The sequence below is a fragment of the Pantoea sp. PNA 03-3 genome (assembly GCF_003201175.1).
GTDB lineage: Bacteria > Pseudomonadota > Gammaproteobacteria > Enterobacterales > Enterobacteriaceae > Pantoea > Pantoea stewartii.
Map to the genome: position 1 here is coordinate 1,076,642 of NZ_QICO01000001.1, position 16,178 is coordinate 1,092,819.

The 16,178-nt window shown below is 55.2% G+C and carries 12 protein-coding genes and 1 pseudogene; 9 read left to right on the forward strand and 4 right to left on the reverse strand.

Annotated elements, in window-relative coordinates; translation table 11 throughout:
- Positions 1-437 precede the first annotated feature (437 nt).
- The 5 genes from trxB (at position 438) to infA (ending at position 6,327) form a co-directional block, all read left to right on the forward strand.
- Positions 438-1,406: a thioredoxin-disulfide reductase gene (gene trxB, locus C7433_RS04990; RefSeq protein WP_033737645.1), complete on the forward strand. Its 969-nt coding sequence runs from the start codon at positions 438-440 to the stop codon at positions 1,404-1,406.
- Between the two features lie 135 nt (positions 1,407-1,541).
- The gene (gene cydD / locus C7433_RS04995; protein WP_110267726.1) at positions 1,542-3,308 is read left to right on the forward strand and encodes a cysteine/glutathione ABC transporter permease/ATP-binding protein CydD; all 1,767 of its coding nucleotides are present in this window, start codon (positions 1,542-1,544) and stop codon (positions 3,306-3,308) included.
- Positions 3,308-5,038, forward strand: coding sequence for a cysteine/glutathione ABC transporter ATP-binding protein/permease CydC (gene cydC, locus C7433_RS05000; protein WP_110267727.1), 1,731 nt, complete (start codon positions 3,308-3,310; stop codon positions 5,036-5,038). The genes cydD and cydC overlap by 1 nt, the downstream gene beginning before the upstream one ends.
- Positions 5,039-5,071: 33 nt before the next feature.
- Positions 5,072-5,764 (forward strand): leucyl/phenylalanyl-tRNA--protein transferase, encoded by a 693-nt coding sequence (gene aat / locus C7433_RS05005; protein ID WP_110267728.1) that lies wholly within the window; start codon positions 5,072-5,074, stop codon positions 5,762-5,764.
- A gap of 344 nt (positions 5,765-6,108) precedes the next feature.
- On the forward strand, positions 6,109-6,327 hold the full coding sequence (infA, locus tag C7433_RS05010) for a translation initiation factor IF-1 (RefSeq protein ID WP_002211347.1): 219 nt from the start codon (positions 6,109-6,111) through the stop codon (positions 6,325-6,327).
- A 90-nt stretch (positions 6,328-6,417) separates the two neighbouring features.
- Here infA and clpA read toward each other — a convergent pair whose 3' ends face one another.
- Positions 6,418-8,694 (reverse strand): ATP-dependent Clp protease ATP-binding subunit ClpA, encoded by a 2,277-nt coding sequence (gene clpA / locus C7433_RS05015; protein WP_006118605.1) that lies wholly within the window; start codon positions 8,692-8,694, stop codon positions 6,418-6,420.
- 53 nt (positions 8,695-8,747) lie between these two features.
- Complete coding sequence (gene clpS / locus C7433_RS05020) at positions 8,748-9,068, reverse strand: ATP-dependent Clp protease adapter ClpS (RefSeq protein ID WP_006118604.1); 321 nt, start codon at positions 9,066-9,068, stop codon at positions 8,748-8,750.
- Positions 9,069-9,386: 318 nt separating this feature from the next.
- Between clpS and cspD the strand changes: the two genes are divergently transcribed.
- Positions 9,387-9,611, forward strand: coding sequence for a cold shock-like protein CspD (cspD, locus tag C7433_RS05025; RefSeq protein WP_006118603.1), 225 nt, complete (start codon positions 9,387-9,389; stop codon positions 9,609-9,611).
- Between the two features lie 67 nt (positions 9,612-9,678).
- Here cspD and C7433_RS05030 read toward each other — a convergent pair whose 3' ends face one another.
- Positions 9,679-11,328, reverse strand: a complete 1,650-nt coding sequence (locus tag C7433_RS05030; protein WP_110267729.1) for an ATP-dependent endonuclease — start codon at positions 11,326-11,328, stop codon at positions 9,679-9,681.
- Positions 11,329-11,463: 135 nt separating this feature from the next.
- Here C7433_RS05030 and C7433_RS05035 point away from each other — a divergent pair, with 135 nt between their 5' ends.
- From C7433_RS05035 to ltaE, 3 genes and pseudogenes are all read left to right on the forward strand, one after another.
- Complete coding sequence (locus tag C7433_RS05035; RefSeq protein WP_039341349.1) at positions 11,464-12,363, forward strand: lysine exporter LysO family protein; 900 nt, start codon at positions 11,464-11,466, stop codon at positions 12,361-12,363.
- Positions 12,364-12,486: 123 nt separating this feature from the next.
- On the forward strand, positions 12,487-14,208 hold the full coding sequence (poxB, locus tag C7433_RS05040) for a ubiquinone-dependent pyruvate dehydrogenase (RefSeq protein ID WP_110267730.1): 1,722 nt from the start codon (positions 12,487-12,489) through the stop codon (positions 14,206-14,208).
- 62 nt (positions 14,209-14,270) lie between these two features.
- A pseudogene (ltaE, locus tag C7433_RS05045) lies at positions 14,271-15,269 on the forward strand (low-specificity L-threonine aldolase); the annotation flags it as partial.
- A gap of 90 nt (positions 15,270-15,359) precedes the next feature.
- Here ltaE and C7433_RS05050 read toward each other — a convergent pair.
- Positions 15,360-16,160 carry an N-acetylmuramoyl-L-alanine amidase gene (locus tag C7433_RS05050; RefSeq protein WP_172912617.1) on the reverse strand — a complete coding sequence of 267 codons (801 nt, stop codon included), beginning with the start codon at positions 16,158-16,160 and terminating at the stop codon, positions 15,360-15,362.
- Between the last annotated feature and the right edge of the window lie 18 nt (positions 16,161-16,178).

The following is a 16,178-nucleotide window of genomic DNA, read 5'->3' on the forward strand; positions in this document are numbered from 1 at the left end:
CGTCTGAGCGCATTCGTACCTATTTGTATGACGCATGCTGTCTGTCCACCGCATGCGTCATGACCAATATCAGACGATAAAATTCGTTCGGTACTCTGCCCAAAACCCGGCGGCAACACCCGTTTTGTTCAGACTAAGTTATTCGCTTCTCACACTGTTTTCGCAAATGCGCAGGCGATTGTCAAAGTAAAATGTCTAAATTCAGGACAAGATGCCAGACACTTCGCTGGGTCACTGTTTTTAAATGAGTATTTTCGTGCGATGGTGGTCTGTAAACTGAATTTTTGCCCCCTTTTGGCACAGGAGACAGGCGAAAAAGCCATTCATCGTCTACGCCGTTTGCAGCAATCGCTAACAAAAGTGTGCAAGTGTTGTCATTGCTACGGCATATTCCCTACAATCGCAGGTTATGTCAGGTGAATAAAACTGAGGAACGCATGAGTACGGCTAAACACAGTAAGTTGCTCATTTTGGGCTCTGGTCCGGCAGGTTATACCGCGGCCGTCTATGCTGCACGCGCCAATTTGAATCCAGTACTGATTACCGGGCTGGAAAAAGGCGGTCAGCTGACCACCACGACGGAAGTGGAAAACTGGCCGGGCGACCCGCATGATCTGACAGGTCCCTCGCTGATGGAACGTATGCATGAGCATGCCGAGAAATTTAACACGGAAATTATTTTCGATCATATTCATACGGTCGATCTGCAGAACCGTCCCTTCCGTCTGACCGGTGACAGTGGCGAATATACTGCCGATGCGCTGATTATTGCCACGGGTGCATCAGCACGCTATCTGGGCTTACCGTCGGAAGACGCTTTTAAAGGCAAAGGCGTTTCAGCCTGTGCGACCTGTGATGGTTTCTTCTACCGCAACCAAAAAGTCGCCGTTATCGGTGGCGGAAATACCGCGGTTGAAGAAGCACTTTATCTGGCGAATATCGCCTCTGAAGTGCATTTAATTCACCGCCGCGACAGCTTCCGCGCAGAGAAAATCCTTATTGATCGTCTGATGGAAAAAGTCAGCAACGGCAATATCGTGTTGCATACACACAGAACGCTGGAAGAAGTGGTCGGCGATCAGATGGGCGTGACGGGGCTGACGCTGCGTTCAACGCTGAATACCGAAGAGACCGAAACGCTGGACGTTGCCGGCCTGTTTGTTGCTATCGGACACAGCCCGAATACGGCGATTTTCGATGGTCAGCTGGCGCTGGAAAACGGCTACATCAAGGTACAGTCCGGCCTGCATGGTAATGCCACGCAAACCAGTATCCCTGGCGTGTTTGCCGCGGGTGACGTCATGGACCATATCTACCGTCAGGCCATTACCTCTGCCGGTACCGGTTGTATGGCTGCGTTAGATGCAGAGCGTTATCTTGACGGATTGGTTAAGAACGATAAGTAAGTTGTTAATAACCTGATCTTAATTGTTTGAGGCGACTGTTTTTCAGTCGCCTTTTTTATTATCACCATGATAAATTCAGGCGCCGGGTGTGAGGACCAGCCTCATTTCATTTGTCTTTGCCACATTGGGTTTCGCATGAATAAATCGCGTCAGCAGCATCTTACTCGTTGGCTTCGTCAACAGTGTCATCATGCTGGCCCCTGGTTGCGCGTTACGTCGTTGCTGGGCTGCGCTGGCGCGCTTCTGATTATCATGCAGGCATGGCTTTTAGCGTCGCTACTGCAGGCGCTGATTATTGACAGGCATTCTCCAGCCTCCCTTTTGTCCTCATTTTCACTTCTGATCCTGTGCTTTGTTCTGCGCGCCGCGCTGAATTATGCCCGGGAGCAGGCTGGATTTCGTGCCGGGCAGGCCATCCGTCAGGCTTTGCGTAAACAGGTGCTGGATCGTCTGGCAGCGTTGGGGCCGGCCTGGATACAGGGCAAGCCCGCCGGCAGTTGGGCAACGTTACTCCTTGAGCAAACCGAGGATATGCAGGCCTATTACGCGCGTTATTTGCCACAGATGACGCTGGCGGCGGTCATTCCCTGTTGCATATTGCTCACCCTGTTTCCGTTAAACTGGGCGGCAGGTCTGATCCTGTTCGCGACCGCGCCGTTGATCCCGCTTTTTATGGCCCTGGTCGGCATGGGCGCGGCCGAGGCTAATCGCCGTAACTTTGTGGCGCTCGCACGCCTGAGTGGCAACTTTCTGGATCGCTTGCGTGGCCGGGAAACCCTGCGTCTGTTTTATCGGGCAGACGCCGAAAAACAGGCGATTGCTGACGCCACGACGGATTTCCGTCAACGGACGATGGAGGTTCTGCGTCTGGCCTTTCTTTCTTCGTCAGTACTGGAATTTTTTGCGTCACTGTCCATCGCCGTTGTCGCCGTTTATTTTGGCTTTTCCTATTTGGGCGAACTGCACTTTGGTGATTATGGCCGCGGCGTAACGCTGTTTGCCGGCTTCCTGGTGCTGATTCTGGCCCCGGAATTTTTTCAGCCTCTGCGCGATCTGGGCACGTTCTACCATGCTAAAGCGCAGGCAATTGGCGGTGCCGATGCGCTTGAACGCTTTATGCAGGAAACGCCAGAGGCCGAAAACGCATCCGCCAGCGACGCCTTTAGCGCAACGGCGCCAGTAGAGCTGGTGGCAGAAAATCTGACGGTGCACGCGCCCAATGGCCATCGGCTCTGCGGCCCGCTCACCTTCACCCTGCGCGCAGGCACGCGCGTCGCGCTGGTGGGCAAAAGCGGTGCAGGCAAAACCGCACTGTTAAATGCCCTGCTGGGCTTTTTACCCTATCAGGGATCGCTGAAAGTTAACGGCATTGAACTTCACCGTATCGCACGCCGTGACTGGCATCGGCATCTTGCCTGGGTCGGCCAGAATCCCCAGCTACCCGCCGCAACGTTACGGGACAATATCATCATGGATGCGCCGCACGATCCCGCACGGCTAAGTGCCTTAACCGCATCATGTGGGATCGATGAATTTCTTTCCCGACTGCCTGCCGGACTGGATACCGAACCGGGGGATGCCAGTCATCACTTATCGGTCGGTCAGGCACAGCGCATTGCCGTAGCCCGCGCGCTGTATAAACCCGCCCAGTTATTGTTACTGGATGAGCCCGCTGCCAGCCTGGACAGTCAAAGTGAACATCATGTGATGCAGGCATTAAATCAGGCGGCCACGCGCCAGACTACGCTGATGATCACCCACCAAATTGATCTGCTTCAGACATGGGATGCGATCTGGGTAATGCAGGCCGGTCAGATCGTACAGCAGGGCGACTGGCAGACGCTGACTGCGTCCGGTCCGTTCAGTGATTTATTACAACACCGGCAACAGGAGATTTTCTGATGACGGCTCTGCGTCCCTTTCTGCGGCTATGGCTGCGTCATCCCTTCCGCCTGACGTCAGGGATCGTGCTGGCGATTGTCACGCTGTTAGCCAGTATCGGCTTGCTCACGTTGTCGGGCTGGTTTCTGGCCGCCTCTTCTGTAGCCGGTGTGGCTGGTCTGTACAGTTTCAACTATATGCTTCCCGCCGCTGGCGTGCGCGGCGCAGCGATTACCCGTACCGCCGCCCGGTATTTTGAGCGGTTAGTAAGTCACGACGCAACGTTTCGGGTTTTACAGCATCTGCGTGTCTTCACGTTTAGCCGCCTGATTGCGCTTTCTCCCGGCCAGCTCGCGCTCTTTCGTCAGGCCGATCTGCTTAATCGTTTTGTTGGTGATGTGGATACGCTGGATCATCTCTATTTGCGGGTCCTCTCGCCGCTGCTGGGCGCGTTTATCGTTATCGTCGTGGTAACAGCCGGCCTCAGCCTGATTGATCTGCACCTGGCGCTGGTGCTGGGCGGCATTCTGCTTACGCTGCTCTGCCTTTTTCCCCCGCTGTTCTACCGTCTGGGCGCGCCCACCGGCATCGCGATTGCCCGGCAGCGATCGCGCTGGCGAGAGCAGTTAATGCACTGGCTGGCGGGACAGGCAGAACTGACACTGTATGGTAACGCTACCCGCTGGCGGGCCAGGCTGGACGAAGATGAGCAGCAGTGGCAGGACGCACAACGTCAGCAGGAGCGTTTACAGGCGCTGGCGCAAAGTCTGCTGCTGTTATGCAATGGCCTCACTGTCACTGCCCTGCTCTGGCTGAGCGCAACAAGCATTGCGCAGCAGCAACTGCCCGGACCGCTCATTGCCCTGGTGGTGTTTTGTGCCCTGGCAGCTTTTGAAGCACTGGCGCCGATCGCGAGCGCCTTTTTGCCCCTGTCTCAGGTAATCACGGCAGCACAACGCGTCAATGACGTTATCGATCAGTCGCCTGCCATCCTCTTTCCATCCACAAGCACGGTTCCCGCCGGTGCGCTGCAACTCAGGATTGACGCGCTGGATTTCCGTTATCCGGGACGACCAGAAAAGGTGTTGGATCAGTTTTCACTGACGATGAAAGCCGGTGAACGTATTGCCCTTCTCGGCCCCACAGGCTGCGGCAAGTCCACCTTGCTTGGGCTGCTCACCCGCGCCTGGGAGGCGCAACAGGGCGAAATCGTATTGAACAGCGTACCGCTTGCGGACTGGGATGAAGCCCAACTTCGTCAGCGCATCAGCGTAGTCACCCAGCGCGTCCATGTGTTTAGTCAGACGCTACGGGACAATTTGTTGCTGGCCTGCCCCACCGCCAGTGATGCAATGCTTGAAAATGCACTGGTGCAAACCGGGCTTCAGGGCCTGCTGGAAAATGAAGAAGGGCTTAATGCCTGGCTGGGTGAAGGCGGCCGTCCGCTGTCGGGTGGAGAGCTACGCCGCCTGGCCATCGCCCGGGCGATGTTACACAACGGCGACTTATGGCTTCTGGACGAGCCGACTGAAGGACTTGATGCCACCACCGAGCAGCAGATTCTCGCCTTTCTGCAGCAGATCACCACGGGTAAAACGGTCATTATGGTAACGCATCGTCTGCGCGGCCTGGCGCAAATGGACCGAATTTGCCTTATGGACAGCGGTAAGATCGTCGAGCAGGGAAATCATTCTGAATTAGTCGCAAAAGGTGGACGTTACTGGCGTTTCCAGCAGCGCTTTGCGCTATAGTGCTGAGCAAACGCTGAGGGGTACATTACCGCGATGAGACTGGTTCAACTGTCACAAGAGTCGTTGCGCTTTCCGCCACCGGAAACCGCGCTGCGCGAGCCGAACGGCCTGCTGGCGATGGGCGGCGATCTCTCCCCTGCACGCCTGCTGAGTGCCTATCAGCAGGGTATTTTTCCCTGGTTCTCGCCCGGCGATCCGATTTTGTGGTGGTCACCCGATCCGCGAGCGGTGTTATTCCCGACGCAGTTCCATCTCAGTCGCAGTATGAAGCGGTTTCATCAGCAGTCACCTTATCGGGTGACGATGAATGAGGCCTTTGGCGATGTCGTTGACGGCTGTGCCCTGGGCCGCGAAGAAGGTACATGGATTACGTTTGAAGTGAAACGCGCCTGGCAGAAGCTCTATGAACTGGGCCACGCGCACTCGATTGAAGTCTGGCGCGATCAAACCCTTGCAGGTGGCATGTACGGTCTGGCGTTGGGACAAATCTTTTGCGGCGAATCGATGTTCAGCCTGCAACCCAATGCGTCAAAAACAGCCTTACTGGTATTCTGTCAGCATTTTATTAAGCACGGGGGCCAGTTAGTGGATTGTCAGATACTTAACCCCCATACCGCTTCGCTGGGAGCGGTTGAGATTGCACGCGATCGTTATCTTGAGCAGGTAAAAAACCTGACATCCCTGGCCGTTGACAGCGGCTGCTGGCGTAATCAAACCCTTTTTTAAAAGTTGCGTAGATGTTTTGCACACATAAAGTCGGTTAAGTGATATAATAGCCAGGTTTGGTATGTCGTCCGCGCTTGGTTTTCAAGCCGGAATTGCCAGGCTGGGAATCTCATCGCACTCTCGGAACTGTTTCAATCGTGCGCGTGTTACCGGTTGATTCAGATTCTTAGCCCGCTAATCCCCCGCAGACGTCACATAAACACCCGAATTTAACCGACATGCTCGCGTTGACACGCGAAGCACGGCGATGCGTTGGCTTTATTGCCGACGGTTCTTTACATAACTTGTTGAATTGGGCATTATCTTGCCGATTCAACTGAAAGGTAGTACACCCAGAGGATTCGATGGCCAAAGAAGACAATATTGAAATGCAAGGTACCGTACTGGATACGTTACCTAACACCATGTTCCGCGTAGAACTTGAGAACGGACACGTGGTTACCGCTCATATCTCCGGTAAAATGCGTAAAAACTACATCCGCATCCTGACGGGCGACAAAGTGACTGTCGAGCTGACCCCGTACGACCTGAGCAAAGGCCGCATTGTCTTCCGTAGTCGCTGAGTTGCGTTGATGCTGCTGCCTGCGTGCGCGCAGGCGGACAAAAAAAAGGCCGGATTTTATCCGGCCTTTTCTCGTTCTGTGAAACGGTGCTTAGTGCACCGTCCCTTCCGTTTTGCGTTTTTGCGCGCTGAGGAAGTGGTAGGTCAGTTGCCCCTTCTCTTTATCCAGCGCAACGGAAACCGATCCCCCGTCGACCAGAGAACCAAACAGCAGTTCGTTCGCCAGCGGTTTCTTCAGGCTTTCCTGCACGGTACGTGCCATTGGACGGGCACCCATCGCTTTGTCATAGCCCTTCTCTGCCAGCCAGTCACGCGCTTCGTCACTGACTTCCAGCGAAACGCCTTTCGCATCCAGCTGCGCCTGCAGTTCAACAATAAACTTGTCGACCACCTGGTGAATGACGTCCGTTGACAGGTGGCTGAACCAGATAATGTTGTCCAGACGGTTACGGAATTCAGGCGTAAAGATTTTCTTAATCTCTTCCATTGCATCCGTACTGTTGTCCTGATGAATCAGGCCAATAGATTTACGCTCAGTTTCACGCACGCCGGCGTTGGTGGTCATCACCAGCACCACGTTACGGAAGTCCGCTTTGCGACCGTTGTTATCAGTCAGCATGCCGTTGTCCATGACCTGCAACAACAGGTTGAACACGTCCGGATGCGCTTTCTCAATTTCATCCAGCAGCACAACGGCGTGAGGATGTTTGATCACCGCATCGGTCAGCAAGCCGCCCTGATCGAAACCGACATAGCCGGGAGGCGCACCAATCAGACGGCTGACGGTGTGACGTTCCATATATTCGGACATGTCGAAGCGCAGCAGTTCGATGCCCAGCGCTTTAGCTAACTGGACGGTCACTTCGGTTTTACCCACACCGGTAGGACCGGCAAACAGGAACGACCCTACCGGCTTGCGATCCTGACCCAGACCTGCGCGGCTCATCTTGATGGCTTCAGTCAATGCCTCAATGGCATTATCCTGACCGAAGACCAGCATTTTCAGACGGTCGCCCAGATTTTTCAGCGTATCGCGATCGGTTGCTGACACACTTTGCTCCGGAATACGGGCAATACGCGCCACCACCGTTTCAATGTCCGCCACATTCACCGTTTTCTTACGTTTGCTGGCAGGCATCAGGCGCGCACGGGCACCGGCTTCATCAATGACGTCGATAGCCTTATCCGGCAAATGACGATCGTTGATGTATTTCACCGCCAGCTCCACCGCCGCGCGCACGGCTTTCGCGGTGTAACGTACATCATGGTGCGCTTCGTATTTGGTTTTCAGACCATTAAGAATCTGCACCGTCTCTTCAACAGAGGGCTCGGTAATGTCAATTTTCTGGAAACGACGCGCCAGGGCACGATCTTTCTCAAAAATATTGCTGAATTCCTGATACGTGGTTGATCCCATCACGCGGATTTTGCCACTGGAGAGCAGCGGCTTAATCAGGTTAGCGGCATCCACCTGTCCACCCGATGCGGCGCCCGCACCGATAATGGTGTGAATTTCATCAATAAACAGGATGCTGGAGTTATCTTGCTCAAGCTGTTTCAGCAACGCTTTAAAACGTTTTTCAAAGTCACCACGGTACTTGGTGCCCGCCAGCAGCGAACCAATGTCCAGCGAGTAAATGGTGCAGTCCTTCATCACCTCTGGCACGTCGCCCTGAACGATTCGCCAGGCTAATCCTTCCGCAATCGCGGTTTTACCGACGCCCGACTCACCCACCAGCAGGGGGTTATTTTTACGGCGACGACACAGAACCTGAATCGTACGTTCCAGCTCTTTGTCGCGGCCAATCAGCGGATCAATGCCGCCAACGCGAGCAAGCTGATTAAGATTGGTGGTGAAGTTTTCCATACGTTCCTCCCCGCCTGCTTGCTCTTCGTTAACCGGATTTTCAGCACCAGGTGCCTGGCCCGGTTCGTCTTTGCGCGTACCGTGAGAGATGAAGTTCACCACATCGAGGCGGCTGACTTCGTGTTTGCGCAGCAGATACGCTGCCTGGGATTCTTGTTCGCTGAAGATGGCGACCAAAACATTCGCGCCATTGACTTCGCTGCGTCCGGATGACTGAACGTGGAACACGGCGCGTTGCAACACGCGCTGGAAGCTGAGCGTCGGTTGCGTATCGCGCTCCTCTTCACTGGCGGGCAGCACAGGCGTGGTTTGTTCAATGAAGGCTTCAAGCTCCTGCCGCAGAGCCACAATGTCCACCGTACAGGCTTCCAGTGCCTCTCTTGCCGACGGGTTACTGAGCAATGCCAGTAACAAATGCTCGACGGTCATAAACTCATGACGGTGCTCACGCGCTCTGGCGAAAGCCATGTTTAAACTGAGTTCCAGTTCTTGATTGAGCATTAGGCACCTCCTCCAGTTAATCGCTCTGACCTGCTTCCTGTATGGAGAGAGGCTCAGGCTTTTTCAAGCGTACACAGCAACGGATGATGATTGTCCCGCGCGTAATTGTTCACCTGTGCCGCTTTCGTCTCAGCGACTTCTGCGGTAAATACACCACAGATGGCTTTACCGTGGTAGTGAACTTTCAGCATCAGTTGCGTTGCACGTTCAATATCATAAGAAAAGAACTTTTGCAGAACGTCAATAACAAATTCCATAGGTGTATAATCGTCATTATTCAGAATGACTTTATACATCGAAGGTGGCTTTAACTCTTCGCGTACTTTACCTTCGGCTAAGTGTTCGAAATTTAGCCAGTCTTTAGTGTTTGCCATAGTGTTCCGTTGTGAGTCAGTACGTCATCATCAAACCCGGTGTCATCTGTAGAGTTTAACACGTGTGTCAAGTGCACTGCCGCTAATGAATCGGTCAGCCAAAAATTCGTTACGCGACCTGTATCACAAAATTTCAAATAGCGTTAACTACCTCAAATTTTAATGATTTTCTCCCCACCTGGCCCGGTGGTTTGCTTGACGATCGCGGCGATTTTTCTACATTCTAGCTTCACAAGCTGATTGAGTTTTAATCAAACCCGACTCACAGCTTACGTCACCTCACCTACTTATAAAATGTCTTGCGAGGGAAGTAAAAGCATGGAGACAGGTACCGTTAAATGGTTCAATAACGCCAAAGGTTTCGGCTTTATCTGTCCAATCGGGGGCGGCGAAGATATCTTCGCACACTACTCAACAATACAGATGGATGGTTACAGGACGTTAAAAGCGGGCCAGCAGGTCCATTTTGACGTTCATCAAGGCCCGAAGGGCAACCATGCCAGTCTTATTGTACCCGTAGAAGCGCAGCAGGCCGTGGCCTGACATCCCCAACGTTGGACCGCTCCGTCAAAAATGCCAGCCTGATGCGCTGGCATTTTTACTTTATGCCTTAACCCGCCTTCCCCTGCGCCAGTTGAATGACGCGAACAAACATCTCTTGCAGACAGGTCGGAACAGACGCGGTTCCGCGTTCTGCGGCCGCCATAGCGACCGTGATGGCCAGTTCCGGTTTTGATGCGCGATGAATCGCTTTGGTAATAATACGCCTGGAATTAACAGGCACGTTTAACGGCAGATGCGCTGCCGCATGGTAAACCTCGCTAAAGCCGTTGTTGTAGAGGAACTGTTCCATATCGGCCGCCGGAAGCTGGGTCAGATGATGCTTTTCATTATCATGCGGCTGAAGCTGGCTGCGCGCCGTGGCGGCATATTTTTTTCCTGCCATGTCGCCATCCGTCAGGACATGCCAGGCGATGCCCATGCGTCGGGCAAATTTCAGCAACGGCTTCAGACCTGACTGCGCATATTCAATGACTTTTATCCCTTCTGCCGCGAAGTGATAACCGCATTGTCGTGCCATCTGATTGATAATCCAGACTTCGGTTTCACCTTCCACCAGCAACCAGCAACGGGCAAACAACGCTGAGGGGCGGTTAACACGAATATGAAAGCCGATGCGACGGCTGTCTTCTGCACTCAATCCTTCAGGGCCGATGCGCCACGCCGCCACGCGCATGGGTTCGCGTACCAGTCGACACACATCCTCTACCGCCACCTGCGACAATAACTCGCCCGAGTTGGTCGTGGCAATCTTCTGCAACGGCAGCAGCGCAAGCAAGTTCCAGGCCACCGAAAGCATGATGGGATGCAGTCGTGTTTCCGGATCTTCAATTAACAACAGCGGTCGCGCCCCCGGGAGCAACGGCTCATTGCCCCTTGCCTGCATCAGTAAGCTAAACATCCGCAGTAAAATCAACTGACGGCTGCGCACATCGGTGGCAGCAATCAGATGATTAAGCTGATCCAGCGAACGCCAGCCCTCAACGCCATCCCGTGACTGTGGATCGACGCGGAACGCCTGGCTCCCGTGATCCGGATGCTGCACCAGAAAATAGTGCTCCATCAGTTGCTGTAGCGTTTGCACGCCCTGACGCAGGACCGCATCGCTCAACTGTTGGGGATGACGGTCCAGATCGCGCGTCAGGTTATCCAGCTCCTGCGTCAGCTGATTTAATGTCATCAGACGTTCATCCACCCGGCTGGCAACGGGACGCAGGCGGCGGCTAAAACGCGCATCGCGCAGGCGTAATACCGGATTCATACGCAGAAGAAAATCGATCGCCTCAGCCGTTCCCGCTTCTGGCAACACCTGGCCCTCGCTGTCGATAAAGCGTCGCGAGGATCGAATCTGGCCAGCGTGTCGTCTGGCCTGGATGCTGTAACGCAGATAGCGTTGTCCGGGTATCGCGCCTAGCCAGAAAGGCGCAAGTGGTCCGCTGGTTTCTGCCTCATCCTCACGAAAATGAAAAACCACAGACAGGCGATGCACCTGGTCGTCCCTGTCGCCAGGCGTAAAATGAAAATCGTCAGACGTAAAAACATACTCGCGCGTGTGCGGTGACAGCAGCAGACTCAGTGCATCCAGCAGACTGGATTTCCCCCAGGCATTTTCGCCGATCAACAGGTTAATGCGCGTTAACGGAAGAGAAAGCTGATTAATGCCGCGAAATCCCCGGATATCGATATGTTCCAGATTCATAGCGCTTTATCCTTTGAGCTGACCGAAGAAGGGAACGCGTTGCTCTGGCGGTCAGGTGACTTTACCGTCAGGGTTTACTCCCCTGTGCTTTTTCGTTAGCGTAGCGTCAATTTTAACATGGACGATCTTTTCATTATGTATTCAGGACTGTTACTGATTCTACTCCCGCTCTTCGCTGGCTGGCTGTTACCCGTCCGGCAGGCCAGGTTTCTTAAGGCGGTAAATCGTCTGCTGGGCTGGATGGTCTACGTCATTCTGTTTTTTATGGGCATCAGCCTGGCTTTTCTGGACAACCTCAGCAGCAATCTGATCACCGTTTTTTATACGGCATCCGTCGCTGCGGGCTGTATTTTACTGTGCAACCTGCTGGCATTGCGCTGGCTGGAACAGCGGATGCCCTGGCAACATCATCATAAACAGCAAAAACTGCCGTCACGTTTACATATGGCGCTGGAATCGCTGACGTTGTGCGGCGTCGTAGTCCTCGGCTTTGCGCTGGGCCTTACGCAATGGCCCTGGCTGCACCATGCATCCGCAGCCAGTGAATATGCCTTGATCTTCCTGCTCTTGCTGGTCGGTATTCAACTGCGCGGCAGCGGCATGACGCTGCGCCAGATTATCCTGAATCGCCGGGGGATGACGGTTGCCTGTGTCGTCCTGCTGAGTGGCTTACTGGGCGGCATTATAGCGGCGCTGATACTGGGGCTCCCCCTTAAAACCGGCCTGGCACTCGCCAGTGGCTTTGGCTGGTATTCCCTTTCCGGCATTCTGATGACAGAAGCATTTGGGCCAGTGATCGGCAGTGCCGCGTTTTTTAATGACCTGCTGCGAGAGCTTATCGCCATTATGCTGATTCCCGCGCTGATCGCCCGCCACCGCAGCAGCGCGCTGGGCTTGTGCGGCGCGACGTCAATGGATTTTACCCTGCCCGTTTTACAACGTGCAGGCGGTACCGATATTGTGCCGGCGGCGATCGTGCATGGATTTATTATGAGCCTGGCCGCGCCCGTGCTTATTGCGCTGTTCTCAGCCTGAGCGCGAAATTCAACTTTTGATGCAATTTTTTACGGTAGAGTTGAATGACTCTCGTCTACGCTTCTTGGTAGCTGTTTAATTCTGCCCTCCCCGGGATGGCAACGAATGACCAAGGAGATGAAGATGAAACAAACCGTCGCGGCGCTGGTGGCCAAAACGCTGGAAAACGCCGGTGTAAAACGTATTTGGGGCGTCACAGGTGACTCGTTAAACGGACTCACTGACAGTCTGAACAAAATGGGCACCATTGAGTGGATGCCTACCCGCCATGAAGAAGTGGCAGCTTTTGCTGCGGGTGCGGAAGCGCATGCCAGTGGCACGCTTGCGGTCTGCGCGGGTTCCTGTGGGCCAGGTAACCTGCATCTGATTAACGGGCTGTTCGACTGCCACCGCAATCGCGTTCCGGTACTGGCCATTGCCGCCCACATCCCCTCCAGTGAGATCGGCAGCGGTTACTTCCAGGAAACGCATCCACAAGAGTTGTTTCGCGAGTGCAGTCACTATTGCGAACTGGTCTCCAATCCCGAGCAGTTGCCCCAGGTATTGGGCATTGCCATGCGCAAAGCGATTCTGAACCGTGGGGTTTCCGTGGTGGTGCTGCCGGGCGATGTGGCGCTGCAACCCGCTCCCGATGCTGCGCGTGCAGAGTGGTATCCACCGCAGCTACCCGTCGTGTTGCCGTCTGCCGATGAACTGGCGACCCTGACACAAACACTGAATGACGCCCGCAATATTACGCTGATGTGCGGCAGCGGCTGTGCCGGTGCGCATGAGGAAGTGGTGCAACTGGCGGCAACGCTGAAAGCCCCTGTTGTGCATGCGTTGCGCGGCAAAGAGCATATCGAATATGACAACCCGTACGATGTGGGCATGACCGGGCTAATCGGTTTCTCCTCGGGTTATCATGCCATGATGAATGCGGATACGCTGGTGCTGTTAGGTACTCAGTTCCCCTATCGCGCCTTCTATCCTGAGAAAGCCAACATCATTCAAATCGATATTAATCCCGGCAGTCTGGGATCGCACTGTCATGTCGACCAGGCGTACGTCGGTGATGTCAAAACGACGCTGCGCGCGTTGCTGCCGAAGCTGCAGGTGAAAACCGATCAGCATCATCTCGACAGTGCGCTGAAACACTACGCGGAAGCGCGTAAGGATTTGGATGCGCTGGCCACCGCGAACGACAGGCAGCCCATTCACCCGCAGTATCTGACTCAGCAAATCAGTGAACTGGCTGACGAAGATGCTATTTTTACCTGCGATGTGGGCACGCCGACCGTGTGGGCGGCGCGTTATCTGAAGATGAACGGCAAACGTCGCCTGCTCGGATCGTTTAATCACGGTTCGATGGCGAACGCCATGCCACAGGCGATGGGTGCACAGTCGCTTAACCGGGACCGTCAGGTCGTGGCGCTCTGTGGCGATGGTGGATTCAGCATGCTGATGGGTGATTTTCTGACCGTCGCACAGCTGAAATTGCCTGTCAAACTGGTCATTTTTAACAACAGTTCGCTGGGGTTTGTCGCCATGGAAATGAAAGCGGGCGGCTACCTGACTGACGGGACGGATCTGCATAATCCTGACTTTGCGGCCATTGCCGGGGCCTGCGGCGTGAAAGGTATTCGGGTTGAAAAAGCGTCAGAACTCAATGGCGCACTGGAACAGGCCTTTGCCCATGACGGCCCGGTGCTGGTGGATGTGATCACCGCGAAGGAAGAGCTGGCTATGCCGCCGGAGATCAAGCTGGAACAGGCCAAAGGATTCAGCCTCTATATGCTCCGTGCCATCATCAATGGGCGGGGTGACGAAGTGCTGGAGCTGGCAAAAACCAACTGGCTACGGTAAAACAGAGTGCTCTTGCGGGCGGGTTCTCTGCCCGCCTGTTTTCCGCAGACCAGGAGCGCCCGATGATCGATTTACGCAGTGATACCGTCACCCGTCCCGGCAGCGCGATGTTACAGGCGATGATGGCCGCTGAAACCGGCGATGACGTCTATCGCGATGATCCCACCGTCAATGCACTGGAAGCCGAAGCCGCACGTCTGAGTGGTAAAGCGGCAGCGCTGTTTTTCCCTACCGGCACGCAGGCGAACCTGGTGGCCCTGCTCAGCCACTGCGAACGCGGCGAAGAGTATATTGTGGGCCAGCAGGCGCACAATTATAAATATGAAGCCGGCGGCGCGGCGGTGATGGGCAGTATCCAGCCCCAACCCATTCTCGCAGCAGCAGACGGCAGTTTGCCGCTGGATGTCGTGGCAGACGTTATTAAACCCGACGACATCCATTTTGCCCGCACCCGGCTGCTGAGCCTGGAAAATACCCATCATGGTAAAGTGTTACCCGCTGCCTACCTGGAGCAGGCCTGGCATTTTACCCGAGCACATAAACTGGCGCTGCATATCGACGGCGCTCGCATTTTCAATGCGGTCGTCGCACAGCAAACCACGCTGGAAAACATTGCCCGCTATTGCGATACCTTGACCATTTGTCTGTCGAAGGGCCTGGGCGCGCCGGTAGGCTCGCTACTTTGCGGCGAGGCAGCCTATATCGAACGTGCACGCCGCTGGCGCAAAATGGCCGGCGGAGGCATGCGCCAGGCCGGTATTCTGGCGGCGGCGGGCCTGTATGCGCTGCAACACAACGTTACGCGTTTGCAAACGGACCACGACAACGCCGCCTGGCTGGGACAGGAACTGCAAAAGATGGGGATTGACGTCGCTGAGCAGCAGACGAATATGCTGTTCGTGCGCATCCCGGACGATCAGGTTACGGCGCTGGGCCAGTGGATGCATGCGCACAACGTCCTGATGAGTGTGGGCCCGGTAACACGGATTGTGACCCATCTGGATGCTGAGCGTCCCGCGCTTGAAACGGTGCTCGGTCACTGGCGGGCCTTCCTGGCACAGCACCGTCCTGATGCGGCAACGGATGCGGTGAACCTGCCCGCCTCGCCTTACGCAGGCCGCTGACCTCGCCACAGAGCCGTGATCGAGGGATTATTGCGCTGTGCCGTATTTCTCCAGCAGGGCCTGCGCTATCGCCAGGGTTTCGGCATCCGCGAAGCCCTGAATATTTGCAGAACGAAAATGCATCTGAAAGGCGGCAATCAGTTTCTGTTGCTCGTCCGCGCTCATTCCTTCCGTTACCTGATAACCATAACGCTGCAAGCACTCCAGCAGGGTTACGGCTGGCACAGCGGCGTAACGATCGCGTCCGGCCAGATAAAACGCCACGCGTTGTGGATCGGGCCACGCGCCAATGCCTTCAGCGGCCAGTTGCTGCCAGGGAAACAGCGGGCCGGGATCCTGCTTACGCTGCGGCGCGATATCGCTGTGGCCCACAATATTTTCCGGTGCGATGCCATAGCGCTGCGTTATATCGCGTACCAGCGCCGCCAGGGTGCGAATCTGCGCAGGGGGAAACGGTTGCCACGTCACTCCGGCCGGCGTCCGGCGATAGCCGTTGTTCACCAGTTCGATGCCCACCGAGGTGTCGTTAATACGGGTTGCGCCGCGCCAGAAGCTGGCGCCGGCATGCCAGGCCAGATCCTGCTCCGGTACCAGTTGCCAGATAATGCCTTTACCGTTGCGCTGCGGTGGCTGGCGGGGAATAAGATAATGCACGCTGACGTCACGGTCAGTCAGCGTAGCCAGCGAGGAGGAGAAATCCTCAGCGGTATAGTGAATCACCACCACCTTCACGCGCGGACGCGCGCCCTGTGCGGGATGGCGCAAATCAACCCAGTAGCCCGATCGTGATTCAATGCCTGAGTGGCAACCCGCCAGCAGCAGCGCCATCAGACAGCACAGGAGGCG

Bases quoted from the DNA above. Each gene is read 5' to 3' on its own strand.
- cydD (WP_110267726.1), top strand. From the start codon at position 1,542: ATGAATAAATCGCGTCAGCAGCATCTTACTCGTTGGCTTCGTCAACAG.
- C7433_RS05050 (WP_172912617.1), bottom strand. From the start codon at position 16,160: ATGGCGCTGCTGCTGGCGGGTTGCCACTCAGGCATTGAATCACGATCG.
- C7433_RS05030 (WP_110267729.1), bottom strand. From the start codon at position 11,328: ATGAATCTGGAACATATCGATATCCGGGGATTTCGCGGCATTAATCAG.
- C7433_RS05035 (WP_039341349.1), top strand. From the start codon at position 11,464: ATGTATTCAGGACTGTTACTGATTCTACTCCCGCTCTTCGCTGGCTGG.
- infA (WP_002211347.1), top strand. From the start codon at position 6,109: ATGGCCAAAGAAGACAATATTGAAATGCAAGGTACCGTACTGGATACG.
- clpS (WP_006118604.1), bottom strand. From the start codon at position 9,068: ATGGCAAACACTAAAGACTGGCTAAATTTCGAACACTTAGCCGAAGGT.
- clpA (WP_006118605.1), bottom strand. From the start codon at position 8,694: ATGCTCAATCAAGAACTGGAACTCAGTTTAAACATGGCTTTCGCCAGA.
- trxB (WP_033737645.1), top strand. From the start codon at position 438: ATGAGTACGGCTAAACACAGTAAGTTGCTCATTTTGGGCTCTGGTCCG.
- cydC (WP_110267727.1), top strand. From the start codon at position 3,308: ATGACGGCTCTGCGTCCCTTTCTGCGGCTATGGCTGCGTCATCCCTTC.
- cspD (WP_006118603.1), top strand. From the start codon at position 9,387: ATGGAGACAGGTACCGTTAAATGGTTCAATAACGCCAAAGGTTTCGGC.
- aat (WP_110267728.1), top strand. From the start codon at position 5,072: ATGAGACTGGTTCAACTGTCACAAGAGTCGTTGCGCTTTCCGCCACCG.
- poxB (WP_110267730.1), top strand. From the start codon at position 12,487: ATGAAACAAACCGTCGCGGCGCTGGTGGCCAAAACGCTGGAAAACGCC.